Source organism: Kineosporia sp. A_224, from assembly GCF_002198655.1.
Lineage (GTDB): Bacteria > Actinomycetota > Actinomycetes > Actinomycetales > Kineosporiaceae > R-H-3.
Map to the genome: position 1 here is coordinate 1 of NZ_MWLN01000099.1, position 25,589 is coordinate 25,589.

Consider the following 25,589-nt stretch of genomic DNA (forward strand, 5'->3'; position numbering starts at 1 on the left):
GCCCAGTTCAGGACCCGGTCACCGTTGGTGTAGGTGAACTGGTTCTGGTTCGGCTCGGTGGCGTCCGTCTTCATCTCGTTCTCGGCCGTGATCATGGTGAACTCACGGTTCGCGATCGAGGTGTACGTGCCGTCGTTGAGCTTGCTCGCCGCGATGGCCGTCCCGAAGTACCGGCCTGTCTGCGCCGCGGAGGCCCCGAGGGTGGTCGCGGCGCTGGCGGGCAGCTGCACGGCCAGGAGGGTGGCGGCCGCGAGCGTGGCCACCGCCCCGGCCGTGACGGTCCTGGTGCGCCGCCTGCGGGTGGCACGCACCGCGTGCCCGTTCAACTCAGTCGTCGTCATGAGAACTGCTCCCTGCCTCGTCGAAGGGGGACGGCGGCGCCACTGCCGGCGCCGACGCGCGACCGGCCGCCTGTCGGTGGCGACGGACCGGGCGCTGCGCACGTCCGCGGGCCGGCGATCCGTGAGCGATAGGAGTGTTTCGCCGGAAAGCAGCTATGTCAATCGTTATCGATAACGTTATCGATGTTGTGACTGAGTCCTATGGCGACCTTTTTGTCCGTGGGGGTCGGGACCTGTCGGCGGTCCGCGGTTGACTCTCGACCAGGTCGAGACACGAGGGTCGGTCGGGTGGAGAGCACGTACGGGATCGGCGAGATGGCCCGGGCGACCGGGTTGTCGGTGGGCGCGCTGCGGTTCTACGACCGCGAGGGGCTGCTCGCCCCGGCGCACGTGGACCCGTGGTCCGGGTACCGGCGGTACGCGGACGAGCAGGTCGCCGTCGGGCGGCTCGTCGCCCGGCTGCGCCGGGTCGGGCTGCCGCTGGCCGACGTCGGCCGGGTGCTCGCGCACCCGCACGACCGGGCCGTCGTCGGCGCCGTGCTCGGTGCGCACCTGCACCGGCTCGAGACCGGCCTCGACCTGGCCCGGCGCGAGCTCTCCGCCGTCCTGGAGCAGCTCCGGGACGACCTCGACGACCAGGAGACCCCGATGACCAGCCAGACCAGCCCGAACGACCTGACCCTCACCCTGCCCGCCGCCGACCTCGCCACCGCCCTGCGCGGCGTCCGGTTCGCCGCCGGCACCGACCCGGCGCTCCCCGCGATCACGGGCGTCCTCCTCGACGTGGCGGGCGCGACCCTGCGGGTCGTCGCGACCGACCGCTACCGGCTCGCCGTGACGACGGTGCCGGTGGTCCGGCCGGACGGCGCGCAGGCCGGCCCGGCCGACGGTTCGGCGCTCGTGCCCGCCGCGTTCGCGGACGCCGTCGTCGCTGCCTGCCCGGCGGGCGCGGCCGACGCCCACGTCCTCCTCGGCCCCGACGTCGCCGTCACCGTCGCCGGCCGCACGCTGACGACCGCCGTCCTCGGCGCGCCGTACCCGCAGTGGGAGCGCCTCGTCCGGCCCGGCCGCACGACCGTCGTGACGCTCGACGCGACTGCGGTCCGCGACGGTGCCCGCGCCGCCCGCACGACGACCCGCCGCCGCGACGACGGGGCGACGTTCGAGACGTGCGCCTTCCAGGTGTCCGGCGACGGGCTCGTGTGGCTCGCCCCCGACGATGCCGCCCACGGCGTCGCGGTGAACCGCGAGTTCCTCATCGAGGCGGTCGAGGCCCTCGACGGCGACCAGCTCGTCCTCGGCGTCGACGACGCGCACACGCCGCTCGCGCTGACGAGCCCCGGCCGGCCGGGCGCCCTGAGCATCCTCATGCCGGTGCGGCACGACGGCTGACCGCGTGACGGCGTGGTGGACCATGGTGCGATGAGTCCGCGCCCGGCGCCGGGTCCCACCCGGATGGACCACACCTTCCGCGCCACCCTGGAGAAGTCCGCCGCCCCCGGCGGCCACACGTACGTCGTCATGCCGGGCTCGGCGGAGTTCTTCGGCACCCGCGGGCTCGTCAAGGTCTCCGGCACCGTCGACGGCGAGCCCTTCCGCAGCTCCTTCATGGCGCTCGGCGACGGGCGGCACAAGCTGCCCGTCGCCGCGCCGCTGCGGAAGGCGATCGGCAAGGAGGCCGGTGCCGAGGTCGTCGTCCGGCTCCTCGAGCGGCTCGACGGCAAGCCGGTGCCGGGGCTGGCGCAGCCGTAGGGCTGACCTGCAGCGGACAGCCGCTCCCCCGGTAGCCTCCGGCCGTGGTCTTCTCCCGGTGGCGCGAACCGAGCGCGCCCGCCGCCATGCTCGCGGCCGCCGCCGAACGCGGCTGGGTGCAGGTCGGTCCGCCGACGGTCGCCGGGCTGCAGCCGCCCACGCTCGCCAGGTTCGACGTCGAGGGCCTCGCCGGCACGCGCCCGACGCCCTGCGAGTACTGGGCCGCCGCCTCACCGGACGGCATGCTCGCCTCGCACCTCACGGTGTTCCGCGACGAGTCCGACACCCCGTCGTACGACATGGTCGCCTGGGACGACCCGACGACGGCCGCGGTGCTGCCGCACGTCGAGCTCTCGGTGCACGGGGGCGGGGTGCAGAACCACCGCCTCGGTGACCGGTTCGGGTCGCACGGCTCGACGAGGGTGCCGGTGGCCGCGCCCGGGTTCCGGCTCACGGTCCGCCGGGACTGCGCGGACGCCGCGGCCGCCCTCGCCGCGCACCCGGGCCTGCCGGAGCTCGCCGCGCTGCTCGGTACCGACCGCGGCGGCGCGCGGCTCGACACCCTCGACGGCCGCTGCGCGCTGTGGCGGGTCACCGCGGGGCCGCGCAAGGGCGCCGCGCGCTGGCAGGCCCTGCTCGACGCCGCCGCCCTCGCCCGGCGGGTCCTCGCCGAGAGCGCCGCGGCGCGGCGCTGATCGGACGACCATCGGGCCACTGGACCCCGAGTTACTAGCGCGTATGACCCAGTTGCTGGGTCATACGCGCTAGTAACTGCCGGCGTTGCGCGGCCCTGACCTCAGCCGGCCTTGCGGGCCTCGAGCGGCAGCCAGACGACGAGCCGGGTGCCGCGGCCGGGCTCGGAGGAGATGGTCAGCTCGCCCTGCTGCGCCCGGACCCGGTCCGCGAGCAGCGTGAGGCCGACGTGCCCGGCGGCCCGCTGCTTGACCAGGTCGCGCGAGGACATGCCCTGGCCGTCGTCCTCGATGAGCAGCGTCGCGACGCCGTCCCGGGCGGTGAGCGAGATCGTCGCGCGGGTCGCCGCGGCGTGCCGGGCGACGTTGCGGATCCCCTCCTGCGCCGCGCGGAACAGCAGCGCCCTGAGCTCGTGGTCCAGCGACACCGGGTCGATGTCGACGTCCACCCGGACCCCGCGGCCCTTGAGGTCGGCCGCGAGCTCGGGCAGCTCGCGGGCGAGGTCGATCGGCGGCGCGTCCCCGGGGTGCAGCTTGATGAGCATGGCCCGCAGCTGGGCGATGCTCGACCGCGAGGTCTCCGCGCCCTCGCGCAGCGTCGTCGCGAGCTCCTCCGTCGAGCGGCGGTGCACGCTGCTGGCGGTCGCGGCGAGGTCGAAAGCCATCCCGGCGAGGTCCTGGACGACGGTGTCGTGGAGGTCGGACGCGATCCGGCTCCGCTCGTCCTGCCGGGCGAGCTCGGCGCGGGCGAGCAGCTCGACGCGCTCCTCGGCCTCGGCCCGGGACCGGCGGCCCCACCACAGCGCCAGCGGCAGCTGGGCGAGCGCGAGCGCGAGCAGGGCGATGAGCATGACCGGCAGGTAGGACCACCAGATGGCGTGCGTGGCCGCCGCGACCCGGCCGCTCGTCTGGTAGGTCTCGGCGACGAGCCGGGTGCCGTCCGCGGCGACGACCGGCACGTACACCTCGAGGAGTTCGCCCTGGCCCTGCTCGAACGCGTGCTCGCCGGCGGTCGGGTCGGCGAACTCGGCGTCCGCGACGCCCGTACGCGCGACCTCGACGATGTCGGACGACGCCCCGGGCGCCGTCCCGATGAGCCGGTTCTCGTCGGACCAGACGATCCGCCCGTCGGGCGCCCACAGCTTGATCCGGACGATGACGTCCCCGAGAACGGCGCCCTCGGCCGCCTCCAGGCCGGCGAGCGCGACCGGGTCGCCGTCGAGCAGCGCCCGGCTCACGTGCGGCCGGATCGCGACGTCCGTGACGACCCGGGTCAGCTCGGTCGCGTCGCGCAGCGCCTCCTCGCGGGCGACCCGCTGGAGGACGAACAGGCCGGCCGTCGTGACGACGAGCAGGAGGGCGGAGGCCGAGATGACGAACTGGACGGCGGCCAGGGCACGTCCGGTGGGCCGGCCCCCGACGAAGCCGGGCAGCCTCATCGCGGGACCCGCACCCAGAAGGTGACACCCGCGCCGGGCCGGTTGACGATCCCCGCCGAACCGCCGTGCGCCTCGGCGACGGTCCGCACGAGTGCGAGCCCGAGGCCGCCGCCGTCGCGGCGCGCGTCCGCCCGGTAGAAGGGCTCGAAGATGATCTCCTCGTGGCCGGCCGGGACCCCGCCGCCCTCGTCGACGACCTCGAAGAGGATCGACCGGTCCTCCTCGACGGCGCGGAAGTTCACCGGGCGCGCCCCGGAGCCGTGGTCGGCGGTGTTCTGGAGCAGGCGCAGCAGCGCCTCCTCCATCCGGTCCTGGTCGAGCGCGGCGACGGTCGCGGTCGCCGGCGCGGCGGCGTGCAGCCGCTCGCCGAGGAACGGCTCGGCCTTCGTCGCGACGTTCGCGACGAGCTCGGCGAGCGGGACCTCCTTGCGGTCGACGTAGCCGGGCGTCTGGGAGCGCCCGATGTCGGCCATGTCGTCGAGGATCCGGCTCACGAGGCGCAGGTCGGCGCGGGTCTCCTCGCTGATCCCGGGGGCAGGGGCGGCGCCGTTGTGGCCGGCGCCGTTCTGCTGGCGGCGGTCGACGGCGCTCGAGATCGCCCCGATCGGGCGGCGCAGCCGGCCGGCGACGTCGGCCATGAGCTGGCGCTGCCGGTGGAGCGCGAGCTCGAGCTGGTCGAGCATGTGGTTGAGCGCGACGGCGAGCTCCGGCAGCCGGCCGCCGCCCTCGCCGACGGGGAGCCTGGCCTCGAAGGCGCGCTCGCGCGCGATCGCCTCGGCCCCCTTCATCATCTGCTCCATCTGGTTCGCCTCGATGGTGCTGCGCACCCAGTCCCGGTAGGCGAGGGAGAGCAGCACGATCGGCAGCGCGAGCAGGACGACGCCGTAAGGGCTGACGTTCCACAGCACTGCGGCGAGCAGCCCGACCGAGACGTTGCCGACCCACTGGATGTTCGTCAGCCGCCACGGCCCGAAGAGGACGCCGCGCAGCGGTTCGGCCTGGACGAGCGAGATGACGACCGCGACGAGCCCGACGTTGAGGACCGACGCCAGCGCCATCGCCGCCGCGGCGATCGCCCACGTCACCGGGTCGAGCGGGTCGCGCCCCGAGCCGCCCAGGCCGAAGACGGCCTCCGCGACGGTGAGCGCGACGGCGACCTGCCCGACGTTGAAGGCGATCTTGCGCAGCGGCCACCGCGCGGCCACCTGCCAGGCGGCGGTGCCGAGCACGGCACCGAGCGTCGGCACGCCCGGCACGGTGAGCAGCAGCGCCGTCGTCCACACGGCGTCGGAGAGCATGACGTGCTCGGTCTCGTCGCCGTGCGGGAGCTGGAACGTGAACCGGTCGGCGACGACGACCGCCGCGGCGACCACGACGAGGGCGAGGAGGTCCCCGGACGTCAGGTCACCGGCACGGCTCACCGCGAGGGCGACCGCGAGCACGCCGAGCACCGACACCGCGGCGATGAAGACGCGTGCGGCGGGCGGGATCCCGGTCGTCGGGGCGGAGGGTTCGGTCACCTACTGCCACATCCCCGTGCCCCAGTAGCGACCGCCCCAGTAGCGACCGCCCCAGTATCGGCCGTCCCAGCCGGCCTCGAGCCAGCCGGGGGCGCCGTAGTAGTCGGGCTCCCAGGTGAGCTGCGGGACCCGGCCGCCGGTCCAGGCCGGGGCCGGGGCGGAGCCGGCGATCTCCGCGGTCGCTGCCGACCACGGGCTCGCGGCCCAGGTCGCGGGGCTCCACGGCGTCGTCACCGCGGCCGCCGTCCACGGGGTGCCGAGCGCGTCGACCTCGCCGGTGAGCAGCGTCGGGACGCCGTCCCCGTCGACGTCGGCGTACACCGGGTGGGTGCCCCGGGTGGCCTGGAGCGGGCCGGTCCCGGTCGAGGCCACCGCTGCGGCGTTCGCCGCGGGGAGCGGCCCTGCGGACGTCGCGAGCGCGACGGCCTGCGCGGCGTCGACGAGGCCCGCACCGCCGCCAGCCGCACCGGCGAGGGTCCGGTCGGTGGTCGCGAGCAGGACGCCCTTGACCTGGTCCGGGGTGAGCGCCGGGTTCGCGGCGACCATCCGGGCGACGACGCCGGCGACGATCGCCGACGCCTGCGAGGTGCCCGCGCCGCGGAAGTAGTCGACGCCGACCCGGGCCGCGGGGCGGAAGGTGTCGATGGTGCTGCCGGGGGCGCGCAGGCCCACGAGGGCGACGCCGGGGGCGAGCAGGTCGGGCTTGTCCGCACCGTCCGCCGTCGGGCCGCGGCTGGAGAAGGCCGCGACGACGTCGTCCGCCGGCTGCGCCGTGCCCGCGATGTCGGCCGCGCCGACGGTGATGGCGAACGGGTCGTCACCGGGCTTGGTGATCGAAGACGCCGCGCCGGCGTTGCCCGCCGACATGACGACGACGATCCCGGCCCGCCAGGCCTGCTCGACGGCGGCGGCCAGCGGGTCGGAGCCCGTCGGCCCGGCCGCGTCGGTGCCGAAGGAGAGGTTGACGACGCGGATCCCGTACGTGTCGCGGTGCGCGACGACCCAGTGCAGACCGGCGACGATCGTCGAGACGTCGGTCGCGCCGTCCCAGCCGGCGACCTTGACCGACACGACGTCGGCCTGCTCGGCCGCGCCGCTGTACCGCTCGAGGGACAGCGCACCGTCACCGGCGACGAGGCCGATCATGTGCGTGCCGTGGCCGAAGTGGTCGAGGCCGTCGTGCTCGGCGGTGAGGTCGACCCGGGCGACGAGCCGCTCGCCCAGGTCCGCGGACGGCGTGACCCCGGTGTCGAGGACGGCGACGGTGACACCGCCGCCGCGGTTCTTGTTCGGCACCTGGTCCAGGCCGATGGCCTGCTGCCAGATCTCCGTCTCGGGGAGCGCGTCGAAGCACGAGGGGTCGGTCGCCGGGCAGGCGCTGACGCCGGTGACCGGGTCCTGCTCGAGCCGCTCGGTGCGGAGCACGAGCGGGGACTGCCGCACGGGGATCAGCGTGCCGGCGGGCAGCCGGGCCTCGAAGCCGCCCTGCGCGGGCAGCTGCTTCTTGACCCGGCCGCCGAGCGAGATGACGAGGTTCTCGGCGGCGTAGGAGGCCGGGTTCTTCTCGACGACGAGCACGCGGGACTCCGACGACGGGCCGAGGTCGGTGCTGCCCGAGGTGCCGGTGGCCGCGGACGCGGACAGCGCGGAGCCCGTCATGACGAGACCGGCGCACGAGAGCGCGGCCGCGCTCCTGCGCAGCAACGGTCGAACGGTGCTCCGGCCAGCGACGTTCGCCGTCATCCTGGCTCCTCGGGGGGTCTTGTTCCTGGCCTGACCTCGCAGGTTTGCACGCGAGGGGTGGGTGGCGCCCTTGGACATCAGTCCTACGACCTGCGCGGGGGGCATCGACGTCCCGTCGGCCCTGTCCCCCGCGGCCCCGGACCGGGAGACTGGCGCGCATGACGTCCGACGGCACGGTCCGGCTCCTGCTCTGCGACGACCACGCGGTCGTGCGCAAGGGCCTGACCCGGCTGCTGTCGGGCTACGAGGGCGTCGAGGTGGTCGGTGAGGCGGCGGACGGCGCCGAGGGCGTGGACGCTGCGGCGGCGCTCGCACCGGACGTCATCCTCATGGACCTCGTCATGCCGAACGTCGACGGCATCGAGGCCACCCGGCGGATCGTCGAGGCCGACCCCGGGGCCCGCGTGCTCGTGCTCACGAGCTTCTCGGACGGCGACCGGGTGCGGTCGGCGATCGAGGCCGGCGCGCTCGGCTACTGCCTCAAGGACGCCCAGCCCGACGAGCTGGTCCGGGCGATCCGCTCCGTCGCCCGCGGCGAGTCCCCGATCGACCCCCGGGCCGCGCGGTCGTTCATCGACCAGGACCGCGTCGAGAAGCCCGGCGCCTCGCTGACGCCGCGCGAGCGCGAGGTGCTCGAGCTGCTCGGGACCGGCATGACGAACCGGGCGATCGCCGTCCGGCTGGGCATCACCGAGGCGACGGTGAAGACCTACCTCACCGACATCTACCGCCAGATCGGTGCGTCCGACCGCACCCAGGCCGCGCTCTTCGTGAGCAAGAACGGCTTCCGGGCCTGACGCCGGTCAGTCCTCCGGTGGGGCCCCGCCCGCGCCGTCGGGCTCCGCCCGCAGGACGACGCGCCGCACGCTGGGCCGGCTCACCGCCGCGAACCCGGCCTCCTCGAAGACCTGGACCGCACCGACGTGCACCTCGCCCCAGGTGATCTCCCTGCCGGGCGGCGTGAGGATGCCGTACCCCTCGACGGCCCGGGCACCGCAGGCCCGGGCGTGCTCGAGCGCCGCCCGGGCGAGCGGGTAGGTGAGGCCGCGGCCGCGGTAGCCCTTGCGGACGACGAAGCACGTCACCGCCCAGACGCCGTCGTCGTCCTTGTCCTCCTGACGGCCGGCCCAGACCGTGCGGCGGCCGAGCAGGTTCGGGTACGCCGTCCGCGGCTCGACGGCGACCCACCCGACCGGCTCGTCGTCGAGGTAGGCGACGAGGCCGCTCGTCGACGGCGCGTCCGGGTCGTCGCAGCCGGTCTGGTCGCGCTGCGCGTCCCGGCGCTCGGGCAGCGTCGTGTCGCGCCACATCCAGCCGCGCACCTTGAAGCGCTGGCAGCGGCAGTGGCCGGCGTCCGTCGTCCCGAAGATCGCGTCGAGGTCGTCCCAGGAGGCCTCGTTCGCGGGGACGACGCGGAGCCGGTCGTCGTCGACGGGCCCGGTGTCGGGGGGCGTCACGGCTGGGGCGGGTCCTCTCCGACGAGCCCGTCGACCGCCTCGCGGAGCAGGTCCGCGTGGCCGACGTGCCGGGCGTACTCGTCGTGCAGGTCGGTGAGCAGCCGGCGCACGTTCGGCGTCCGGCCGTCGGCCGACGTCCAGGACAGCGGCCGGTCCAGGCCGCCGTCGGCGAGCACGGTCGCGAGCACCGCGCTCATCCGCTCGGTGGCACCCTGCCACAGCGCGTACAGGTCTTCCGGGGAGTCGTCGGCGGCCGACGTGAACGGCCACTGCGGGCCGAGGGCGTCCCGGTCGAGGCTGTCCCAGGGCTGCCCGGGCGACTCCCCGGTGATCCGGTGCCGGGAGAGGTCCTCGACGAGGGCCAGGTGCTTGAGCAGGCCGCCGAGGGTCAGGGTGGACGGCGGGCACGAACGGGCCAGGCCCGCGGCGTCGAGGCCGCCGGCCTTCCAGGCGAACTGGGCCCGGGAGCGCTCGAGGGCGAACAGGATCATCTCGACCTCGTCGGCCGCCATGTCCGGCTCGTGGATCGTCGTGCTCAGGCTGTTCGGGGACGTGCCCGTGGTCTCTGTCACGGGTCCGACGCTAGAAGGGATACCGGACGGTATGGTTCCGGATTAGGCTCGGACCATGGAATCTGAGGCCGCGAACCCGACATCACGGGCACTGCTGGCTCTCGAGCTCATCCAGAACACCCCGGGCATCACCGCGGACCGGCTCGCGGAGAAGCTGGGCGTCTCCGACCGGGCCCCCCGCCGCTACGTCGGGATCCTGCGCGAGGCGGGCATCCCGATCGACGCCTCGCGGGGGCGCTACGGCGGCTACCGGGTCGGTCGCGGGGTCCGGCTGCCGCCGCTGCTCTTCACCGCCGGCGAGGCGCTCGGCATCGTCATGGCGGTGCTCGACGGGCACCACGACGCGGGCGACCCCACCGACCCGGTGGGCAGCGCGCTGGGGAAGCTCATGCGGGCGATGCCCGGGCCGGTCGCCGCCCAGGCCGAGGCGGTCCGGCGGATCACCGCCGCTGCCCCCGACCGGGCGGCGGTCCGGCCGGACGCCGCGACGACGGGCACCCTCGTCCAGGCGTGCGAGGAGCAGCGCGTCGTCCGGATCACCTACCGGTCGGGCGCCGGCACCCAGTGGTCGACGGACGCCGACCCGTGGGCCGTCGTCGTCCGGCACGGCCGCTGGTACCTGCTGTGCCACGCGCACGCCTCGGACGCCGTCCGGGCCTACCGGGTCGACCGGGTGCGCGCCGTCGAGGTGCTGGAACGGTCGTTCGTTCCGCCTGCGGACCTCGACCCGGTACGCCTGCTCGAGGAGAACCTGGCCTCCGGGTGGGAGTACGAGGTCGAGGTCGTCATCGACGCGGCGTTCGCCGACGTCGTCGGCCGGCTGCCCCCGACGCTCGGCCGGCTCGAACCGGGCGACGAGGGCACGACGCGCCTCGTCGGCAGCACGAGCAACCCGGTCTGGTACGCCGAGCAGCTCGCGGTGCTGCCGGTGCCGTTCCACGTGGTGCGCGGCGCCGAGGTGGCCCGGGCCGCCCGCCAGATCGGGCTGCGCCTGCTCGCCGCGGCCGCCGCCCCGTGATCCCGGGTCGTCGACCCGGTCCGGGGTGCGGACCCGGGATCCGGTCGACGACCGCGGATCACACCGTCAGGCAACGACCCGCCGGTGCGGGTTCGCGAGGTTGAGCTCGGCCGACTCGTGGTGGCCGTCGGCCTCGGCGCGCGGGGCGGCGAGGCTGAGGTGCTCGCGGCGGCTCACCTCGGCGGCGAGGACGGCGCGCGCCGTCTCCTCGTCGGCGAAGACCGGGATCCGGAACACCAGGCCGGTGCGGACGAGCGCCGCGTGCACGATGCCACCGTCGCCGCCCGGCTCGCCGTCGACGACGACGAGGACCTTGCGGAGGAACTTGGCCCGCGAGCGGGCGACGACGAGCGCCTCCATGGCGGCGTCGGGGAACGCGGTGACGCCGCGGGCGTCGACGATCACCGGCGACGGCATGCGCTCGACGGCGCTCACGAGGGCGCGGCGCAGGGCCGGGACCTCGTCGGCGCCGACACCGCCGGTCATGGTGAAGAGGGCATCAGGGGAGCTGTCGAGCGGGGTGATGTTCACGGGGTGCCTCGTCTGCTGACGTGCGCGAGTCGTGCGAGCTGCGGCCGTGCCGCAGGGGACGTCGGCCGGTCGCACCCGACGGGTGCCGGCGACGGTCGTGGTCGAGGTCGTGGTCGTGGTGGGTGCGGTGCCCGGGGCCGCGCTAGGCGAAGGCGGGGACCGCCACGTTGCGATGGACGCCGTCCACGTCGTCGACCTCCTCGGCCGTGACGACGTACAGGCCGTCCACGGCCCACTCGCCCTCACCGCAGAACACGCGCTGGCCGACGGCCACGGTCGCGTGCCAGCGCAGGCCGTCCCGGGTGCCGCCGCGCAGCAGGAGCTGCCGCTCGTCGAGCTGGTACTGGGAGGTCGTCAGGTACTGGTGCCTCTGGCCGGGTGCTACCACGGGATCCACGTGGGACCACCTCTCGTCGCGCCACCGGCAGGTCGGGCCCACGGTTGGGAGCCCCGGACGCCGTGCAGCGCTACCTCCAGAGTACGCGTGCCCCTGCGCTTCGAGGGGCCCTGCGGGCGACGGGTTCGCGGCGGTCCGGTGACCGGCCGGCCGACGTCCGGGTTCGGCGGGGCGGAACGGTCGCCGACCGCCGTCCGGCGCGCCCCGAGACTGGGGCCGCCGGTGCACCCCTGCGCGAGAGGAACGCCATGCAGCCGAACCCAGAGATCGGCCGGTCCGTCGTGACCGGGAGGCTGCGGACGAACTACCACGACGTCGGCGACGGCCCGCCGCTCCTGCTGCTGCACGGCTCGGGCCCGGGGGTCAGCGCGTTCGCGAACTGGCGGCTGACGATCGCGCACCTGGCGCCGCGGTTCCGGATCCTCGCGCCGGACCTCGCGGGCTTCGGGTTCACCGAGGTGCCCGAGGACGTCGAGTACACCCGGCAGGCGTGGCTCGAGCAGATCGTCGCGTTCCTCGACGCGGTCGGGGTCGGGAGGGTCTCGGTCGTCGGCAACTCGTTCGGCGGCTCGATGGCCCTGGCGCTCGCGATCGCGCACCCCGAGCGGGTCGACCGGATCGTCCTCATGGGCAGCGTCGGGGTGCCCTTCGAGCTCACCGCCGGGCTCGACGCCGTCTGGGGCTACGAGCCGTCGGTCGAGACGATGAGCACCCTCATGCGCGAGACGTTCGCGTACGACCCGGCACTCGTCACCGACGACCTCGTCCGGATGCGCTACGAGGCGAGCATCCGCCCCGGCGTCCAGGAGAAGTTCGCCGCGATGTTCCCTGCCCCGCGGCAGCGCTGGGTCGACGCGATGGCGCACCCCGAGGCCGACGTCCGGGCCGTCCCGCACCCGACGCTGCTCGTCCACGGCCGCGACGACAAGGTCATCCCGCCGAGCACGTCGCTGACCCTGCACGCGTGGATCGACGACAGCCAGGTGCACCTGTTCGGCCGCTGCGGGCACTGGACCCAGATCGAGCACGCCGAGGCGTTCGGCCGGCTCGTCGCGGACTTCCTCACGGCCTGACCAGCCGTTGCGGGCCTGCGAGGATCACCCGCATGGCGACGTACCGCTGGCACGAGAGCGGCTTCATCACGCAGGTCGCGGCGCACCGCGGCGGCCGGGTGGACGGCGGCGCCGGCTCGGACTGGCGGCTCCACGGCGGCGGGGACGGCCTCCGCTGGGTCGTCACGCTGACCCCGGCGTCGGGCGAGGCCGGGCCGCGGATCGTCTGGCGGACGACGGACCTGAAGGCCGGGGACGACGACCGCCGCCAGCTCGTCGTCGGCCGGTCGAACCCCGGCGGGACGTCGTTCGGCGACCTCGAGGGCGGCCTCCTCGGGGCCGCGTTCGCCGCGGGGATGCTCGCGGTCGGCGGGCTGCTCCGGCACCGTCGCGGCGCGCAGGCCCCGCCCGGCGGGGCGTCGACGGCACCGACCGACGACCAGGCTCCGGAGAGCGTCCTCGGCGCCGGCTGGTCGGTCCTCGACCCGTCCGGCGTCCTGGACGCCGGCCTCGCACCGCTGTTCGGCACGTGGCCGGTCGCCTGGTGGGGGCCCGGTGACGAGCGCCCCGCCGGCATCGACCGGGTGTGGCTCACCCAGACCGGCCTCGAGGTCACCGCGAGCGAGTGGTGGTGCTCGGCGCCGGCCCTCGACCAGCTCGTCGGCCTCGGTGTCGAGGTCGCGCACCGGCTGCGCCGCGCGGGATTCGGCTGATCCGTACCGGATCGTCCCGCAAGGGTGCACCCTGTGCGGATGACCACCCCCAAGCCCGCGCCGCCGCGCACGCCGCCGCCCAGCCCCAGCGCCCGCGTCGCCGCCCTCTTCGACCGGGTGGCGCACACCTACGAGAGCGTCGGCGTCCCCTGGTTCGTGCCGATCGCGGAGGGCCTCGTCGCCGCGGTCGCACCGCAGCCGGGCGAGCACGTGGTCGACCTCGGGTGCGGGCGCGGGGCGGCGCTCGTCCCGCTCGCGACGGCGGTCGGGCCGGACGGCCGGGTCGTCGGCGCCGACCTGTCGCCACGGATGGTCGCGCTCGCGGCCGAGCGCGTGGCGGAGCTGGGCCTGACGAACGTCGAGCTGTCCGTCATGGACGCCTCGGCCCCCTCGCTCCCGGCCGGCGAGGCGGACGTCGTGGTCGCCTCGCTCGTCGTCTTCTTCCTGCCGCGGCCCGCCGAGGCCCTCGCCGCGTGGACGGCGCTGCTGCGACCGGGCGGCCGGCTCGGCATCTCGACCTTCGCCGGGCGGGACGACGCGTGGCGCCGTCTCGACGACCTCTTCACGCCGTACCTGCCGCCGATGATGCTCGACGCCCGCACGAGCGGGGAGTCCGGCCCGTTCGCGAGCGACGCCGGCGTCGAGGGGCTCCTCATCGGCGCGGGCCTCGACGGGGTGACGACGACGCACGCCGACGTCGTCGTCCGGTTCGCGGACGTCGACGCCTGGGTGACGTGGTCGCAGTCGCACGGCCAGCGGGCCATGTGGGACCAGGTCCCGGCGGACGCCGGGGCAGGGCTGCGCGAGCAGGCCGCGGCGATCCTGGACGGCGTCCGCACCGGTGACGGCGACGCGGCGCTGACCCAGCAGGTCCGCTACACGGTCGGCCGGGCTCCCGCGGCCGCCTGAACCGGACCGCCGAGGAACGTCGGCATGACGGCGTGGACCTGCGTCACGAGGGCGGCCAGGGTCTGCTCGGGGTCGTCGCCGTACGCCAGCAGCGCCTGCTGGAAGAGCCCGTCGAGCATCCCGTAGACGACCGCCGACGGGAGCGAGGGCGTCCGGCCGGCGAGCTCGGCGTACCGGCTGACGACCCGCCAGATCATGTCCTGGAGCGTCGCGTCGATCTGGGTGACGGCCTCGCGCAACGACGTCTCGAACATGCTCTGGGTGCGCAGGTCGTACCAGAGCCGGTGCATCGGGGCCTCGTCGCGGATCGTCTCCGCGAGCCGGTCGGCGAAGCGGTCGACGAGCTCGGCGGCCGACGTCGAGTCGGCGACGACGCCGTCGTACCGGGTCACGCACCGGGCCTTGTAGTACCGGACGCTGTAGACGACGAGCTCGAGCTTGTCCTGGAAGTAGTAGTGGACGACGCCGTGGCTGAACGGGGAGTTGTTCGCGATCTCCCGCAGGCTCGTCCGGGCGTACCCGAGGCTGCCGAGCGTCTGCAGCGCGGACTCGGCGAGCTGGGCCCGCCGCTCGTCGAACTTGTCGACGGGGCGCGCAGCGCGCCGCCGCGGCGCCTCGGTCGCTCCCACGCGGCTCATGCTAGGCGCCCGGACCGGGTCTGGACAGTCGTCAAGATTTCTCCGGACGAATGTCAAGAGACCTCTTGACCAGTGTCAGGGCGACAGGTGTGATGGGCGCCACCACCCGACCGAGAGCAACGGAGCTCCCATGACTGGTCTCGATCTCACCGGGCGCAGGGCGCTCGTCACCGGCGGCGCCCAGGGCCTCGGCGAGGGGATGGCCCGGGCCCTCGCCGCCGCGGGCGCCACCGTCGCCGTCGCCGACGTCCAGGACGACGCGGGCGCCAAGGTCGCCGAAGGCCTCGGCGAGGGCCACACGTTCGTCCACCTCGACGTCACGGACGACGCGAACTGGGAGTCCGCGGTCGCCGAGGCCGTGGCCCGGCTGGGCGGCCTCGACATCCTCGTCAACAACGCCGGGATCGAGATCACGAGCCTGCTCGTCGACCTGGACGCGGACGCCGCCCGCCGCCAGCTCGAGGTGAACCTGCTCGGCACGGCGCTCGGCATCAAGCACGCGTTCCGGGCGATGCGGCCCGGCGGCGCGGCCGGTGCCGGCGGCGTCGTCGTCAACGTCGCCTCGGTCGCCGCGACGATCGCCTTCCCCGGCATCTCGGTCTACTCGGCGACGAAGTCCGGCGTCGACCGGCTGACCCGGGTCGCGGCCATGGAGTCCGGCAAGCTCGGGTACGGCGTCCGGGTCAACTGCATCTGCCCGGGCCTCGTGCCGACGGCGATGGGTGCGGGCCTCGCGAACGACGTCGCCGAGATCGGCCTCTTCGCCTCCCCGCAGGAGGCCGTCACCGCGGTCGTCGGGCTCACGCCGTCCGGGCGTCTCGGCGAGGTCTCGGACATGGCGGACGCCGTCGTGTTCCTCGCGTCGGACGCCGCCCGGTTCGTCAACGGCGTCGGTCTCCCGGTCGACGGCGGGATGGGGATGTGACCTCGCCCGCGCGCAGGGCCCGGTCGTCACGGTCGGGGACCGAGGAGGACTGAGTGCGGCTCGTCGACTACCTCGACAAGGGGGCCGACCTCGGCCCGGAGCGGCCGTGCCTCACGACGGACGGCGAGTCCCGCTCGTACGCCGCGGTGCGGGAGCTCAGCTCCCGCATCGCGGCGGCCCTCGTGGCGCGCGGGGTCCGGCCCGGGGACCGCGTCGCGATCCTCTCCGCGAACGACCCGACGTCGTTCACGTGCGTCTTCGGGATCAGCCGCGCCGGCGCGGTCTGGTGCCCGGTGAACCCGCGCAACGAAGCGGCCGAGAACCGGGAGCTGCTCGACCTGTTCGGCTGCACCGTGCTGCTGTTCCAGCCGGCGTTCGCGCCGCTCGTGGCCGCGATCCGCGACGACCTGCCCGGGCTGTCCACGCTGGTGTGCCTGGACGCCGAGGCGCCGGACGCACTGTCGTCAGAGGCGCTGTCGTGGAACGACTTCCTCGCCCTCGGCGACGGCGTCGGCCCGGTCGACGAGCCGGCCCTCGACGACCTCGTCATGATCGTCGGGACCGGCGGGACGACGGGCCGCCCGAAGGGCGTCGAGCTCACCGGCCGGAACATCGAGACGATGACGGCGCTCACGCTCATGAGCTACCCGTTCGAGGGCCCGCCCGTGTACCTGGCGCTCGCGCCGCTGACCCATGCGGCCGGCGTCCTGTGCTTCCCCGTCACGGCGCTCGGCGGCGAGGTCGTCGTCATGCGCGCGCCGGACGTCGGCGGCTTCCTCGGGCTCGTCGAGACGCATGGCGTGACGCACACGTTCCTCCCCCCGACGCTGATCTACATGGTGCTTGCCCACGAGCGCCTCGACACGACCGACCTGTCGTCGCTGCAGTGCTTCTGGTACGGCGCGGCGCCGATGTCGGTCGCGCGGCTCGAGGAGGCGCTCACCCGGATCGGCCCGGTCATGGCCCAGCTCTTCGGCCAGACCGAGGCGCCGATGATGATCTCGACCATGGCGCCCCGCGACCACTTCCGCCCCGACGGCTCCGTCGCCCGCGAGCGCCTCGCCTCCGCCGGCCGCCCCACGCCGCTCGTGCGGGTCGCGATCATGGACCCGGACGGCGCACTGCTGCCTCGTGGCGCGACCGGCGAGATCGTCGTCCGCGGCTCGCTCGTCATGCGCGGCTACCACCGCGACCCGGCGGCGACCGCTGCGGCGTCGGCGCACGGCTGGCACCACACGGGCGACGTCGGCTACCTCGACGCCGACGACTACCTCTTCATCGTCGACCGGGCCAAGGACATGGTCATCACCGGCGGCTTCAACGTGTACTCGACCGAGGTCGAGCAGGCGCTCATGGCGCACCCCGCGGTGCAGGACTGCGCCGTCGTCGGGCTGCCCGACGAGAAGTGGGGCGAGCGGGTGACGGCCGTCGTCCAGCTGCGGCCGGGTTCCGAGGCCTCCCCCGACGACCTGCGGGCGTTCGCCCGCGAGCGGCTCGGCGGCGTCAAGGCGCCCAAGCAGGTCGAGGTCTGGCCGGACCTGCCGCGGTCCAAGGTCGGCAAGGTGCTCAAGACCGAGATCAAGGGCCGGTTGCTGCCCGGCGCATGACGCCGGACCGGCCGCCGTCCCACGGGGGCCGTCCGCCGAACACCCGACCCGCCGTCCGCCGAACGGCTGGGATCGAGCATCCTCGACAGGGTAAGAAGGACAGGACCGCAGCACCGTCGCCCCACCGCTGACAGGCTCGACGGCGAAGAACGGTCCGTGCGTAGAAGACGTCCAGGGCCCCGGGGTCGGCTCGTCACCCGAGGAGTGCCCGACATGCCCACCGGTTCCGACAGACCGCCGCGCCTGAGCTGTCCCGAGTGCGGTGCGCACGTCGAGCCGAGGACCGTCGTCGCGTTCGACCCGCGGCTGCGCGAGGTGACGATCGAGCGCGCCCGCTGCTGGGGGTGCGGCTGGGAGCGGACGACGGGACCCGAGCGGCGGCAGTCGGCGGAAGGCTAGACGTCTCCGGCCGGGCACGGGCCGGCGCGGCTACCCTCGCCGGGTGACAGGCTCCCGGCAACGACGCGCGTTCGCCCGGACGTACCAGCGGTCGTGGGCCCGGCTGTGCGCCGGCACCGTGGACACCGTCGTGGCCGACCTCGGGACGGCGGCGTCCGGACGGCTGCTGGACGCCGGGAGCGGGACCGGGACCCTGGCGCGGGCAGCCGCGGCGCGCGGGTGGGCCGTGACGGCCGTCGACCCGGACGAGCAGATGCTGAGCGTGGGGCGGCAGGTGTGCGACGGGCTGCAGGTCGACTGGGTCCGCTCGGCCCTGCCGCGGTCGGGGCTGGGGGACGGCGCCTTCGACGCCGTGGTCGCCAACTTCGTCGTCAACAACCTGCCCGACCCTCGTGCCGCCACCGAGGAGCTCACCCGGGTGGTCCGCCCGGGCGGTCTGGTCGCCCTCACCGCCTGGGTCAGCGAGCGCACGACGCACATCGCGTTGATCGAGGAGGCCTTCCGGCACGCGGGGCTGCCGGCGCCGAGGCGCAAGCGCCCGGCCGAGGTGGACTTCGAGCGCACTGTCGACGGCCTGGCGTCCCTGGCGCAGCGGTCCGGGCTGCACCCGCTCCGGTCCCGTGAGCTCACCTGGAGCTGGGCGATCTCCTGGGACGACCTGTGGCCGGGGATCGTCGCCGCGATGGCCCAGCCGTACCTGGACCTCGACGCGACGGCCCGCGACGACGTCCGGGAGGCGCTGCGGCGCCGGACGAGTGCGCTCGAGACCGGCGCCGTGGTCCATGTGCCCACCGTCGCGGCATACGTGCTGGCCCGGCGATGAGTTCCTCGTCGGTCAGGGGTCCAGACTGAGACACGTGCGGTCCGTCCGAGCCGGGAAGGCATCATGAAGCTCCTCCTCACCTCCGCGGGCGTGAAGAACGCCGGCATCCGCGACGCCCTCGTCGGCCTGCTGGGCAAGCCGATCGAGGAGTCGACGGCGCTCTGCATCCCCACCGCGCAGTACGGGCACCCGATGGTCGGACCCGGCGTCCGGCCCTGGCAGTTCATCAGCGGCACCTCCGACAACCCGATGGTCGACCTCGGCTGGGCGTCGGTCGGCGTCCTCGAGCTCACCGCTCTGCCGAGCATCGACGAGGAGCGCTGGGTGCCGCTCGTCCGGGAGACCGACGCGCTCCTCGTGGCCGGCGGCGACGCGCTCTACCTGTGCCACTGGATGCGGGAGTCCGGCCTCGCGGACCTGCTGCCGTCGCTGGACCGCACGGTCTGGGTCGGTCTGAGCGCCGGGAGCATGGTCATGACCCCGCGGATCGGCCAGGACTTCGTCCAGTGGACGCCGCCGACCGGCCCCGACGACACGACGCTGGGCCTCGTCGACTTCGCGATCTGCCCGCACCTGGCCCCGGACGGCATGCCGGGCAACTCCATGGCCGAGGCGCAGGAGTGGGCCGCGAGCATCCCGGGGCCGAAGTACGTCATCGACGACGAGACCGCCATCGAGGTGGTCGACGGCACGGTCCGGGTGGTCTCGGAAGGGCAGTGGACGCACCTGCCCGGGTAGGAGGACGACATGACGCGGGTGCGTCTGCGTGAGCTGGTCACCGAGGAGGACCGCGCCTCGGTGCTCGGGCTGCGCCTCGGTCCCGGTCAGGACCGGTACCTCGACACGATCGAGAGCATCTTCGTCGAGGCCGAGGAGGAGCGGCGCGCGATGCCGCGGCAGTGGGCCGTCCACGACGCGGAGTCCGGCGAGCTGGTCGGTTTCACGATGATCAGCGACAACATCCCCGAGCCGATCGACGACGACCTCGTCGGCCCCTACTTCCTCTGGAAGCTGTTCGTGGACAGGGACCACCAGCGCCGCGGGTACGGCGCGGGCACGATCGACGAGCTCGTCGCGTACCTCGCGACCCGACCGGGCGCCGACGTCCTCTGCACGAGCTGCGCCGACGGTCCCGGCTCGCCGCGCGCCTTCTACCTGCGGTACGGCTTCACCGATACCGGCCGCGTGATGTGGGGCGAGAACGTGCTTGCGCTCGAGCTGACCGACAGGGCAGACCCCGACTCGTCGGGCGAGGGTCCATGACCAGCAGGCCGCGAGTCCTTCGTGCGTACGACCCCGCCGCGGCCGGCCTGCTCACCGAGCTGCTGCTCGCCTTCCTCGCGCGGCTCCCCCGGGCCTGACCCGGGGCACGGCCGACTGGCCGGATCGGAGCGCGCGGCTAGCGTGACGACGTCCGCCCGGCAGCACGTCAGCAGGAGGCCCCCATGGCCGGTCCCATCGTCATCGTCGGGGCCGGCATGGCCGGTGCCAACGCCGCGAAGACGTTGCGCGAGGAGGGGTTCGACGGGCCGCTCACGCTCGTCGGCGACGAGCCGGAGGCGCCGTACGAGCGTCCGCCGCTGTCCAAGGGCTACCTCATGGGCAAGGACGAGCGCGACTCCGCCTTCGTCAACCCGCCTCAGTGGTACGCGGACGCCGGGGTGGAGCTCCGGCTCGCGACCCGGGTCGAGCGGATCGACCGGCAGGCGCACCGCGTCGTCCTCGTCGGCGGGCAGGAGCTGCCCTACGACAAGCTCCTGCTGACGACGGGCTCGGCGCCGCGGCCGCTGCCGGTCGACGGCGCCCACCTGGACGGCGTCCTCTCCCTGCGCACGCTGGCCGACAGCGACCGGCTCAAGGAGACGATCGCGGCGTCGTCCCGGATCGCCGTCGTCGGCGCCGGCTGGATCGGGCTGGAGACGACAGCGGCCGCCCGTGAGGCCGGCGTGGAGGTCACCGTCCTCGAGATGGCCGACCTGCCGCTGCTGCGCGTGCTCGGGCCGGAGGTGGCGCAGGTCTTCGCCGACCTGCACCGCGCGCACGGCGTCGACCTGCGGCTCGGGGTGTCGGTCGCGGAGCTCACCGGGGACGAGCACCACGTCACCGGTGTGCGGCTCGGCGACGGCACGCACGTCCCCGCGGACGCCGTCGTCGTCGGCGCGGGGATCACGCCGAACGTCCGGCTGGCGCAGGCGGCGGGCCTCGCCGTCGACAACGGCATCACGGCCGACGAGCACCTGCGCTCCTCCGACCCCGACGTCTTCGCCGCCGGCGACGTCGCGAACGCCTTCCACCCGGTGCTCGGCAAGCACATCCGCGTCGAGCACTGGGCGAACGCGCGGCACCAGCCGCGGACCGCCGCCCGCGCGATGCTCGGCCGCGACGAGGCCTACGACCGGATCCCGTACTTCTTCACCGACCAGTACGACCTGGGCATGGAGTACACCGGGTACGTCGAGCCGGGCGGCTACGACGAGGTGGTCTTCCGCGGCGAACGGGAGAGCGGCGAGTTCGTCGCCTTCTGGGTCGGCGGCGGCCGCGTCCTCGCCGGGATGAACGTCAACGTCTGGGACGTCGCCGACGCGATCGAGGCGCTGGTGCGGGACGGCGGCCCGGTCGACGTCACCGCGCTCGCCGACCCGGACCGGCCGCTGGACTCGCTGCTCGGGGGGTGACCCCGGGACGCTGCTCCGGACCGCTGCGCCCCCGGACTACTGCGCCGTGGTGCCCTCGCGGCCGTAGGCGTCCCCGAGCCGGACGATATCGGTGCGCCAGCCCGGCCACGCCGTCGACACCTCGAGCACGTCGCTGTCGACGACCGCCGTGATCCGGTGGACCACACCGGCCCGGACGAGCACCTGCTGCCCGGGCTCGAGGGTCAGCGACTCGAGCCGGCCCGGATCGGTCCCGTGCTCGACGACAACCCGGCCGGTGCGGACCGCGAGGGTCTCGTCCTTGACCTCGTGCCGCTGCAGCGAGAGCGCGGCGCCTGCCTTGATGTGCAGGGTCTTGCCGACGTAGCGGCCCTCGAGGACACCGAAGATCTCCTCGTGCCCCCAGGGCTTCTCGACCCGGACGACGTCCTCGACCCGGGTCAGGTCGAGCGGCTCGGCGGCCTTGCCGTCGGCCGGCGCATGGTGCGTGAAGGGCGAGGACAGCCCGGCGGTCCCCGGCTGCCCGGGGCGTGCGTTGCCGTTGCGACCTTCGGTCAAGAGCCTCTCCTGTCGTGGGGCGGACGGCGCCGGGCGGTCAGCCCGACACCAGCCGCTCGAGCAGCCGTGGGACGTCGACGACGCCGAACCGGATGCTCGTGTCGCTGCAGCCGTACGGCAGCAGCAGCTTCTGCTCGTGGATGAGCGCGCCGCACGAGTACACGACGTTCGGGACGTACCCGTCGCGCTCGGCGCCGCGCGGCTCGAGGAGCGGCTCGGTGAGCCGGCCGATGACCTTCGTCGGCTCGTCGAGGTCGAGGAGCAGGGCGCCCATCGCGTAGGCGCGCATCGGGCCGACGCCGTGCGTGAGCACGACCCAGCCGATCTCGGTCTCCAGCGGCGGGCCGCAGTTGCCGAGCTGGGTGAGCTCCCAGCGCTGCTCCGGGGTCTGCAGCCCGGCGACGTCGTCCCAGTGGTACCCGTCGGCCGAGCTCGCGACCGCGTTGTTCTCCCGGTCCCACCGGGACAGGGCCAGGTAGCGGCCCCCGACCTGCCGCGGGAAGAGTGCCATCCCCTTGTTCTCCGCGGCGACGCCGGTGAGCGGCGAGGAGCGGAACGTCCGGAAGTCGTCGGTGTCGAGCCGGCGCGACCCGACGTGCGACCCGTCGAACGCGGTGTACGTCGCGGCGTACGTCGCCGTGCCGTCGTCCGCGACGAGCCGGGTGAACCGCGCGTCCTCCATGCCGTGGCTCTCGCTGTCCGCCTCGGGGAAGAGCGTCCGCTCGCACACCTTCGACGCCGGGTCGAAGATCACCTCGTACGACGACGCGACGGTGCGGCGCAGCATCTCGATCGTCGCGTCGATGTCGATGCGGGTCAGTGCCTCCTGGCGCAGGGCGTGCGTGGCCGCGTCGAGCGCCGCGAGGTCGACGCCGTCCGGCAGGTTCGACAGGACGTAGTCGAGGGTCTCGGGGTCCGCGCCGTCGGCCTGCGCCTGGAGCCGCAGGCGTTCCCGACCCAGCGGTGCGTCCCGCCGGGCGCCCAGGCTGACGAACCGGGAGGCGTCCTCGAGCCGCAGCCCGCCCGGGCCCTCGGACGGCGCGAACGTCCCGGAGCGGAACACGATCGTCGACAGGTGCCCTTCGCTGACCGCCCGCGCGCTCATGACGAACCGCAGCCCGTCGGACGCCGCGCTCTGCACCGGGTGCGGCACGATCGACGGGTTGAACAGCGCGGCCGCCTCGACGGCGATCTCGCGCGTGAAGTAGGCGCCGATGAGCAGGCGCCGGTCGGCCGAGAGGTCGGCGACCTCCGGTACCCGGTGCGCGATCGCGGCGAAGTTGTTGCGCAGCACGGCATCGAGGTCGGTGTGCCGGCCCGCGTAGCCGGCGCGGACGTCGGCCAGCGTCGCGTCGACCTCGTCGTCGGACAGCAGGCTGCACCGCTCCACGAGCCCGGCCGCCCGAGAGCTGCCGGGGGCGCTGGGCTCCTGGCCGGGCAGGAACAGCGCCGCGGCGACCCGGCGCGGGTCGCGGGTCACCATGACACCGGTGCGGCGCAGCAGCGCCGTCTGGGTGGTGTGGGCGGTCACGACCGCACCGCCGCGAGCCGGGCCGAGTGCTGCAGGGTCGTGACGAGCGCGAGCGTCGACTCCGCGCCCTGGTTCTCGTTGCGGCCGTGGCGTTCCAGGCCGTCGCAGCAGCCGCCGGAGCCGACGTCGTAGAGCGACGTCCCGGCGTCGTTGCGGCCGAAGAACCACGCCGCGCAGAGGTCGACCGCGGCCGACCACCGCGCGTCGCCGGTGAGCTCGAACGCCCGGGCGCAGGCGTCGGCCAGGGTGGACGCCTCGATCGGCTGCTGGTCGAAGCCGGGCCGCTCCTCGCCGGTCGCCCAGCCCGCCGCCGGTGTCGGCGACAGGTGCTCGCCCGGGTGCTGCAGCGTGAGGAGCCAGTCGAGCATCTCGAGCCCGTCGTCGACGAGCTCGCTGTCGTTGAGGGTGTCGCCGGCGGCGAGGACGACGTCCGCGAGGACGGCGTTCGCGTACGTGAGGCGCTGCTCGGGCCACGGCCACTCCCGGTCGCCCCGGAACGGGCCGACCGCGGCGGCCGCGTCGTGCAGGAGCGCCCGCGCGACCTCGTCGCCCGGGTCCACCCGCATCATCTCGGCGGCGCCGAGGCCGGCGAAAGCCATCGAGCGCGGCCATGGTGAGCGCCGGACGGCGCTGCGCCTGAAGGCCGCGGCGGCCCGGTCCGCTCGGGTCAGGTCGCGGCTGCGCGCCGCGGCGGTGCCGAAGGCCCAGACGGCCCGGCCCCAGCAGTCCTCGACGGTGGCCGGTCCGTGCGGGGTCCCGTGGGCGTCGCGCCGGTTGACGACGGCGCCGTCGGGGGCCTGTGCGCTCTCGAGGAAGTCCAGGTAGACGTCGGCGAGGCCGGCCATCACCGCGGGCTCGAGGACGCGCCCCTGCGACCGGTCGGCCGCCGAGGGCTCGTCCCGGCAGACCGCGACGAGGGCGCGCGCGACGTCGTCCACGCAGTAGCCGTGCTCGACGCGCGGCAGCCGCAGCCGGGCGTGCTCGAAGATGCCCACCCCGTCGGTGAGCGCGAGGACGTGGCTGAAGAGAGGCTCGGTGCGGGTCATCCGGCAGCGACCCGGTCGCGGGTGCGCGGGGCCCGGTGCGAGGCGGGCCGGCCGGCCCACGCGCAGACGGCGAGGTACTCGGTCGCCACGGCCCGCCAGGTGAGCCCGGCCGCGAGGCCGTGCGCCTTCCGGGCCATGTCGGCCGCGAGGTCGGCGTCGGTGAGCACCTGGCGCAGCGCGTGCGCGATGCCGGCCGGGTCGGCCCGCTCGACGAGCAGCCCGGTGCCGTCGCCGAGCAGCTCGAGGGCGTGCGGGAAGCGGGTGGAGATCACCGGCTTGCCGGCGGCGACGGCCTCGGTGAGGACGCCCGAGGTGACCTGCTCGACCGAGTCGTACGGCAGCAGGACGACGTCGGCGCTGCGGACCAGCCCGTGGAGCGCCTGGGCGTCGAGGTACCGGTCGTCGAAGGCGACGGACGCCGAGACCCCGAGGTCCGCCGCGAGCGCGACGAGCTCGTCGCGGTAGCCCTCGCCGTCCGCGTGCGGCAGGCGCGGGTGGGTCCGGCCGGCGACGAGGTACACGGGCGCCGGGACGAGGTCCTCGAGGGCGGCCATCGCCCGGATCCCCCACTCGATGCCCTTGCCGCGGCCGAGCAGGCCCCACGTGAGGACGACGGGGGCGCCGCCGCCGAACGGCGTCGACGGCTGCGGTGCGCGCTGGACGACGAGGTCCTCGGCGGCACCGTGCGGGATGACGGCCACACGCGCCTGGGAGGCGCCGTAGGTGTGCACGGCGCGGTCGCGGGCGGTCCGGGTCATCGTCACGACGGCGGCGGACTCGCGGATGACCTGGCTGAGGATGCGGTGCTGGCGGGACGTCGGCCGGCTGAGCACCGTGTGCAGCACGGTGACGACCGGCACGTCGAGCCGGCGCAGCAGACCGAGGACGTGCTCGCCGTCCGGCCCGCCGAAGATGCCGTACTCGTGCTGGAGGATCACGACGTCGTAGCCGTTGAGGACGCGGGCCGTGGCGGCCGAGCCGGCCGGGTCGGTCGGCCACGGCGTGGTCGCCGGGTCGGTCACCCAGTTGCCGGCGACGCCCCGGATCCGCTTCTGGTCCGCACCGACGACGCGGACGACGTCGACGTCGGCACCGACGTCGTCGAACCCGCCGGCCAGGGCCTGCGCGAACGTCGCGAGGCCGCACTGGGTGGGCGGGAAGGTGCTGACCATGGCGACCCGCGGCCGGCGGCCCGAGGGTGCGGACGACACCCTGGCACCGGTGGCGTGGTCGCGGACGAGGTGGGACGTCGGACGGGTCATGCGAGCCTCC

At 74.7% G+C, this 25,589-nt stretch carries 28 protein-coding genes; 15 read left to right on the forward strand and 13 right to left on the reverse strand.

The window, feature by feature from the left end:
* On the reverse strand, nt 1-341 hold a 341-nt coding region (locus tag EDJALFJO_RS07875), incomplete at its 3' end, for an endo-1,4-beta-xylanase (RefSeq protein ID WP_143448372.1).
* A 288-nt stretch (nt 342-629) separates the two neighbouring features.
* On the opposite strand from EDJALFJO_RS07875, the gene EDJALFJO_RS07880 reads away from it, so the two are divergent.
* The 3 genes from EDJALFJO_RS07880 to EDJALFJO_RS07890 all read left to right on the forward strand — a co-directional run bounded on the left by EDJALFJO_RS07880 (nt 630) and on the right by EDJALFJO_RS07890 (nt 2,788).
* Complete coding sequence (locus tag EDJALFJO_RS07880; RefSeq protein ID WP_198950107.1) at nt 630-1,733, forward strand: MerR family transcriptional regulator; 1,104 nt, start codon at nt 630-632, stop codon at nt 1,731-1,733.
* Between the two features lie 63 nt (nt 1,734-1,796).
* Nucleotides 1,797-2,093: a DUF1905 domain-containing protein gene (locus tag EDJALFJO_RS07885; protein WP_088283916.1), complete on the forward strand. Its 297-nt coding sequence runs from the start codon at nt 1,797-1,799 to the stop codon at nt 2,091-2,093.
* Between the two features lie 44 nt (nt 2,094-2,137).
* On the forward strand, nt 2,138-2,788 hold the full coding sequence (locus EDJALFJO_RS07890) for a hypothetical protein (RefSeq protein ID WP_088283918.1): 651 nt from the start codon (nt 2,138-2,140) through the stop codon (nt 2,786-2,788).
* A gap of 101 nt (nt 2,789-2,889) precedes the next feature.
* On the opposite strand, the gene EDJALFJO_RS07895 is transcribed toward EDJALFJO_RS07890, so the two are convergent.
* Genes EDJALFJO_RS07895 through EDJALFJO_RS07905 form a run of 3 tightly spaced genes read right to left on the reverse strand, consistent with a single transcriptional unit; the run spans nt 2,890 to nt 7,487 of the window.
* Nucleotides 2,890-4,224 (reverse strand): sensor histidine kinase, encoded by a 1,335-nt coding sequence (locus EDJALFJO_RS07895; RefSeq protein WP_088283920.1) that lies wholly within the window; start codon nt 4,222-4,224, stop codon nt 2,890-2,892.
* A complete protein-coding gene (locus EDJALFJO_RS07900) occupies nt 4,221-5,744 on the reverse strand; it encodes a HAMP domain-containing sensor histidine kinase (RefSeq protein ID WP_088283922.1) in 1,524 nt (507 codons plus the stop codon). The genes EDJALFJO_RS07895 and EDJALFJO_RS07900 overlap by 4 nt, the downstream gene beginning before the upstream one ends.
* Nucleotides 5,745-7,487 (reverse strand): S8 family peptidase, encoded by a 1,743-nt coding sequence (locus EDJALFJO_RS07905; protein ID WP_158220335.1) that lies wholly within the window; start codon nt 7,485-7,487, stop codon nt 5,745-5,747.
* A gap of 158 nt (nt 7,488-7,645) precedes the next feature.
* Here EDJALFJO_RS07905 and EDJALFJO_RS07910 point away from each other — a divergent pair, with 158 nt between their 5' ends.
* Nucleotides 7,646-8,284, forward strand: coding sequence for a response regulator transcription factor (locus EDJALFJO_RS07910; RefSeq protein ID WP_088283926.1), 639 nt, complete (start codon nt 7,646-7,648; stop codon nt 8,282-8,284).
* A gap of 6 nt (nt 8,285-8,290) precedes the next feature.
* Here the strand turns inward: EDJALFJO_RS07910 and EDJALFJO_RS07915 are convergent, their stop codons facing one another.
* Nucleotides 8,291-8,944 (reverse strand): GNAT family N-acetyltransferase, encoded by a 654-nt coding sequence (locus tag EDJALFJO_RS07915; RefSeq protein ID WP_088283928.1) that lies wholly within the window; start codon nt 8,942-8,944, stop codon nt 8,291-8,293.
* Entirely contained in the window at nt 8,941-9,516 is a 576-nt protein-coding gene (locus tag EDJALFJO_RS07920; RefSeq protein ID WP_233149748.1) for a DUF664 domain-containing protein, read from the reverse strand. Before EDJALFJO_RS07920 ends, EDJALFJO_RS07915 begins: the two co-directional genes overlap by 4 nt.
* A gap of 55 nt (nt 9,517-9,571) precedes the next feature.
* Here EDJALFJO_RS07920 and EDJALFJO_RS07925 point away from each other — a divergent pair, with 55 nt between their 5' ends.
* Nucleotides 9,572-10,534, forward strand: coding sequence for a YafY family protein (locus tag EDJALFJO_RS07925; RefSeq protein WP_088283930.1), 963 nt, complete (start codon nt 9,572-9,574; stop codon nt 10,532-10,534).
* Nucleotides 10,535-10,600: 66 nt separating this feature from the next.
* On the opposite strand, the gene EDJALFJO_RS07930 is transcribed toward EDJALFJO_RS07925, so the two are convergent.
* Nucleotides 10,601-11,065 carry a hypothetical protein gene (locus EDJALFJO_RS07930; RefSeq protein ID WP_088283932.1) on the reverse strand — a complete coding sequence of 155 codons (465 nt, stop codon included), beginning with the start codon at nt 11,063-11,065 and terminating at the stop codon, nt 10,601-10,603.
* A gap of 142 nt (nt 11,066-11,207) precedes the next feature.
* Nucleotides 11,208-11,462, reverse strand: coding sequence for a hypothetical protein (locus EDJALFJO_RS07935; RefSeq protein ID WP_143448373.1), 255 nt, complete (start codon nt 11,460-11,462; stop codon nt 11,208-11,210).
* Nucleotides 11,463-11,710: 248 nt separating this feature from the next.
* Between EDJALFJO_RS07935 and EDJALFJO_RS07940 the strand changes: the two genes are divergently transcribed.
* From EDJALFJO_RS07940 to EDJALFJO_RS07950, 3 genes are read left to right on the forward strand one after another with little or no spacing between them, the layout of a single operon-like run.
* Nucleotides 11,711-12,535, forward strand: coding sequence for an alpha/beta fold hydrolase (locus EDJALFJO_RS07940; RefSeq protein WP_088283936.1), 825 nt, complete (start codon nt 11,711-11,713; stop codon nt 12,533-12,535).
* A gap of 32 nt (nt 12,536-12,567) precedes the next feature.
* Nucleotides 12,568-13,227, forward strand: a complete 660-nt coding sequence (locus EDJALFJO_RS07945; protein WP_088283938.1) for a hypothetical protein — start codon at nt 12,568-12,570, stop codon at nt 13,225-13,227.
* Between the two features lie 39 nt (nt 13,228-13,266).
* Nucleotides 13,267-14,136, forward strand: coding sequence for a class I SAM-dependent methyltransferase (locus EDJALFJO_RS07950; protein WP_088284014.1), 870 nt, complete (start codon nt 13,267-13,269; stop codon nt 14,134-14,136).
* Here EDJALFJO_RS07950 and EDJALFJO_RS07955 read toward each other — a convergent pair.
* Complete coding sequence (locus EDJALFJO_RS07955) at nt 14,103-14,774, reverse strand: TetR/AcrR family transcriptional regulator (RefSeq protein ID WP_088283940.1); 672 nt, start codon at nt 14,772-14,774, stop codon at nt 14,103-14,105. The genes EDJALFJO_RS07950 and EDJALFJO_RS07955 overlap by 34 nt on opposite strands.
* A 130-nt stretch (nt 14,775-14,904) precedes the next feature.
* Between EDJALFJO_RS07955 and EDJALFJO_RS07960 the strand changes: the two genes are divergently transcribed.
* The 7 genes from EDJALFJO_RS07960 (at nt 14,905) to EDJALFJO_RS07990 (ending at nt 21,203) form a co-directional block, all read left to right on the forward strand.
* Nucleotides 14,905-15,699, forward strand: coding sequence for an SDR family NAD(P)-dependent oxidoreductase (locus EDJALFJO_RS07960; RefSeq protein WP_088283942.1), 795 nt, complete (start codon nt 14,905-14,907; stop codon nt 15,697-15,699).
* 53 nt (nt 15,700-15,752) lie between these two features.
* Complete coding sequence (locus EDJALFJO_RS07965) at nt 15,753-17,306, forward strand: long-chain fatty acid--CoA ligase (RefSeq protein WP_088283944.1); 1,554 nt, start codon at nt 15,753-15,755, stop codon at nt 17,304-17,306.
* 213 nt (nt 17,307-17,519) lie between these two features.
* Nucleotides 17,520-17,705: a hypothetical protein gene (locus EDJALFJO_RS07970; protein WP_143448375.1), complete on the forward strand. Its 186-nt coding sequence runs from the start codon at nt 17,520-17,522 to the stop codon at nt 17,703-17,705.
* Between the two features lie 43 nt (nt 17,706-17,748).
* Nucleotides 17,749-18,528, forward strand: coding sequence for a class I SAM-dependent methyltransferase (locus EDJALFJO_RS07975; protein WP_088283948.1), 780 nt, complete (start codon nt 17,749-17,751; stop codon nt 18,526-18,528).
* A gap of 63 nt (nt 18,529-18,591) precedes the next feature.
* On the forward strand, nt 18,592-19,266 hold the full coding sequence (locus EDJALFJO_RS07980) for a Type 1 glutamine amidotransferase-like domain-containing protein (RefSeq protein WP_088283950.1): 675 nt from the start codon (nt 18,592-18,594) through the stop codon (nt 19,264-19,266).
* A gap of 9 nt (nt 19,267-19,275) precedes the next feature.
* On the forward strand, nt 19,276-19,791 hold the full coding sequence (locus tag EDJALFJO_RS07985) for a GNAT family N-acetyltransferase (protein ID WP_088283952.1): 516 nt from the start codon (nt 19,276-19,278) through the stop codon (nt 19,789-19,791).
* A gap of 182 nt (nt 19,792-19,973) precedes the next feature.
* Complete coding sequence (locus EDJALFJO_RS07990) at nt 19,974-21,203, forward strand: NAD(P)/FAD-dependent oxidoreductase (protein ID WP_088283954.1); 1,230 nt, start codon at nt 19,974-19,976, stop codon at nt 21,201-21,203.
* A 36-nt stretch (nt 21,204-21,239) separates the two neighbouring features.
* Here EDJALFJO_RS07990 and EDJALFJO_RS07995 read toward each other — a convergent pair whose 3' ends face one another.
* The 4 genes from EDJALFJO_RS07995 to EDJALFJO_RS08010 are packed head-to-tail and all read right to left on the reverse strand — an operon-like array spanning nt 21,240 to nt 25,579.
* Nucleotides 21,240-21,740, reverse strand: coding sequence for a hypothetical protein (locus EDJALFJO_RS07995; RefSeq protein WP_198950109.1), 501 nt, complete (start codon nt 21,738-21,740; stop codon nt 21,240-21,242).
* Nucleotides 21,741-21,777: 37 nt separating this feature from the next.
* Nucleotides 21,778-23,271, reverse strand: coding sequence for a hypothetical protein (locus tag EDJALFJO_RS08000; protein ID WP_198950110.1), 1,494 nt, complete (start codon nt 23,269-23,271; stop codon nt 21,778-21,780).
* Nucleotides 23,268-24,317, reverse strand: coding sequence for a glycosyltransferase (locus EDJALFJO_RS08005; protein WP_088284020.1), 1,050 nt, complete (start codon nt 24,315-24,317; stop codon nt 23,268-23,270). Before EDJALFJO_RS08005 ends, EDJALFJO_RS08000 begins: the two co-directional genes overlap by 4 nt.
* A complete protein-coding gene (locus tag EDJALFJO_RS08010; protein WP_198950111.1) occupies nt 24,314-25,579 on the reverse strand; it encodes a glycosyltransferase in 1,266 nt (421 codons plus the stop codon). Before EDJALFJO_RS08010 ends, EDJALFJO_RS08005 begins: the two co-directional genes overlap by 4 nt.
* Between the last annotated feature and the right edge of the window lie 10 nt (nt 25,580-25,589).

What these genes read in the sequence shown, in the direction of transcription:
- EDJALFJO_RS07985 (WP_088283952.1), top strand. Translation starts at nt 19,276, where the DNA reads ATGACGCGGGTGCGTCTGCGTGAGCTGGTCACCGAGGAGGACCGCGCC.
- EDJALFJO_RS07960 (WP_088283942.1), top strand. Translation starts at nt 14,905, where the DNA reads ATGACTGGTCTCGATCTCACCGGGCGCAGGGCGCTCGTCACCGGCGGC.
- EDJALFJO_RS07940 (WP_088283936.1), top strand. Translation starts at nt 11,711, where the DNA reads ATGCAGCCGAACCCAGAGATCGGCCGGTCCGTCGTGACCGGGAGGCTG.
- EDJALFJO_RS07955 (WP_088283940.1), bottom strand. Translation starts at nt 14,774, where the DNA reads ATGAGCCGCGTGGGAGCGACCGAGGCGCCGCGGCGGCGCGCTGCGCGC.
- EDJALFJO_RS07990 (WP_088283954.1), top strand. Translation starts at nt 19,974, where the DNA reads ATGGCCGGTCCCATCGTCATCGTCGGGGCCGGCATGGCCGGTGCCAAC.
- EDJALFJO_RS07885 (WP_088283916.1), top strand. Translation starts at nt 1,797, where the DNA reads ATGGACCACACCTTCCGCGCCACCCTGGAGAAGTCCGCCGCCCCCGGC.
- EDJALFJO_RS07905 (WP_158220335.1), bottom strand. Translation starts at nt 7,487, where the DNA reads ATGACGGCGAACGTCGCTGGCCGGAGCACCGTTCGACCGTTGCTGCGC.
- EDJALFJO_RS07970 (WP_143448375.1), top strand. Translation starts at nt 17,520, where the DNA reads ATGCCCACCGGTTCCGACAGACCGCCGCGCCTGAGCTGTCCCGAGTGC.
- EDJALFJO_RS07910 (WP_088283926.1), top strand. Translation starts at nt 7,646, where the DNA reads ATGACGTCCGACGGCACGGTCCGGCTCCTGCTCTGCGACGACCACGCG.
- EDJALFJO_RS08010 (WP_198950111.1), bottom strand. Translation starts at nt 25,579, where the DNA reads ATGACCCGTCCGACGTCCCACCTCGTCCGCGACCACGCCACCGGTGCC.
- EDJALFJO_RS07925 (WP_088283930.1), top strand. Translation starts at nt 9,572, where the DNA reads ATGGAATCTGAGGCCGCGAACCCGACATCACGGGCACTGCTGGCTCTC.
- EDJALFJO_RS08005 (WP_088284020.1), bottom strand. Translation starts at nt 24,317, where the DNA reads ATGACCCGCACCGAGCCTCTCTTCAGCCACGTCCTCGCGCTCACCGAC.
- EDJALFJO_RS07980 (WP_088283950.1), top strand. Translation starts at nt 18,592, where the DNA reads ATGAAGCTCCTCCTCACCTCCGCGGGCGTGAAGAACGCCGGCATCCGC.
- EDJALFJO_RS07895 (WP_088283920.1), bottom strand. Translation starts at nt 4,224, where the DNA reads ATGAGGCTGCCCGGCTTCGTCGGGGGCCGGCCCACCGGACGTGCCCTG.
- EDJALFJO_RS07945 (WP_088283938.1), top strand. Translation starts at nt 12,568, where the DNA reads ATGGCGACGTACCGCTGGCACGAGAGCGGCTTCATCACGCAGGTCGCG.
- EDJALFJO_RS07950 (WP_088284014.1), top strand. Translation starts at nt 13,267, where the DNA reads ATGACCACCCCCAAGCCCGCGCCGCCGCGCACGCCGCCGCCCAGCCCC.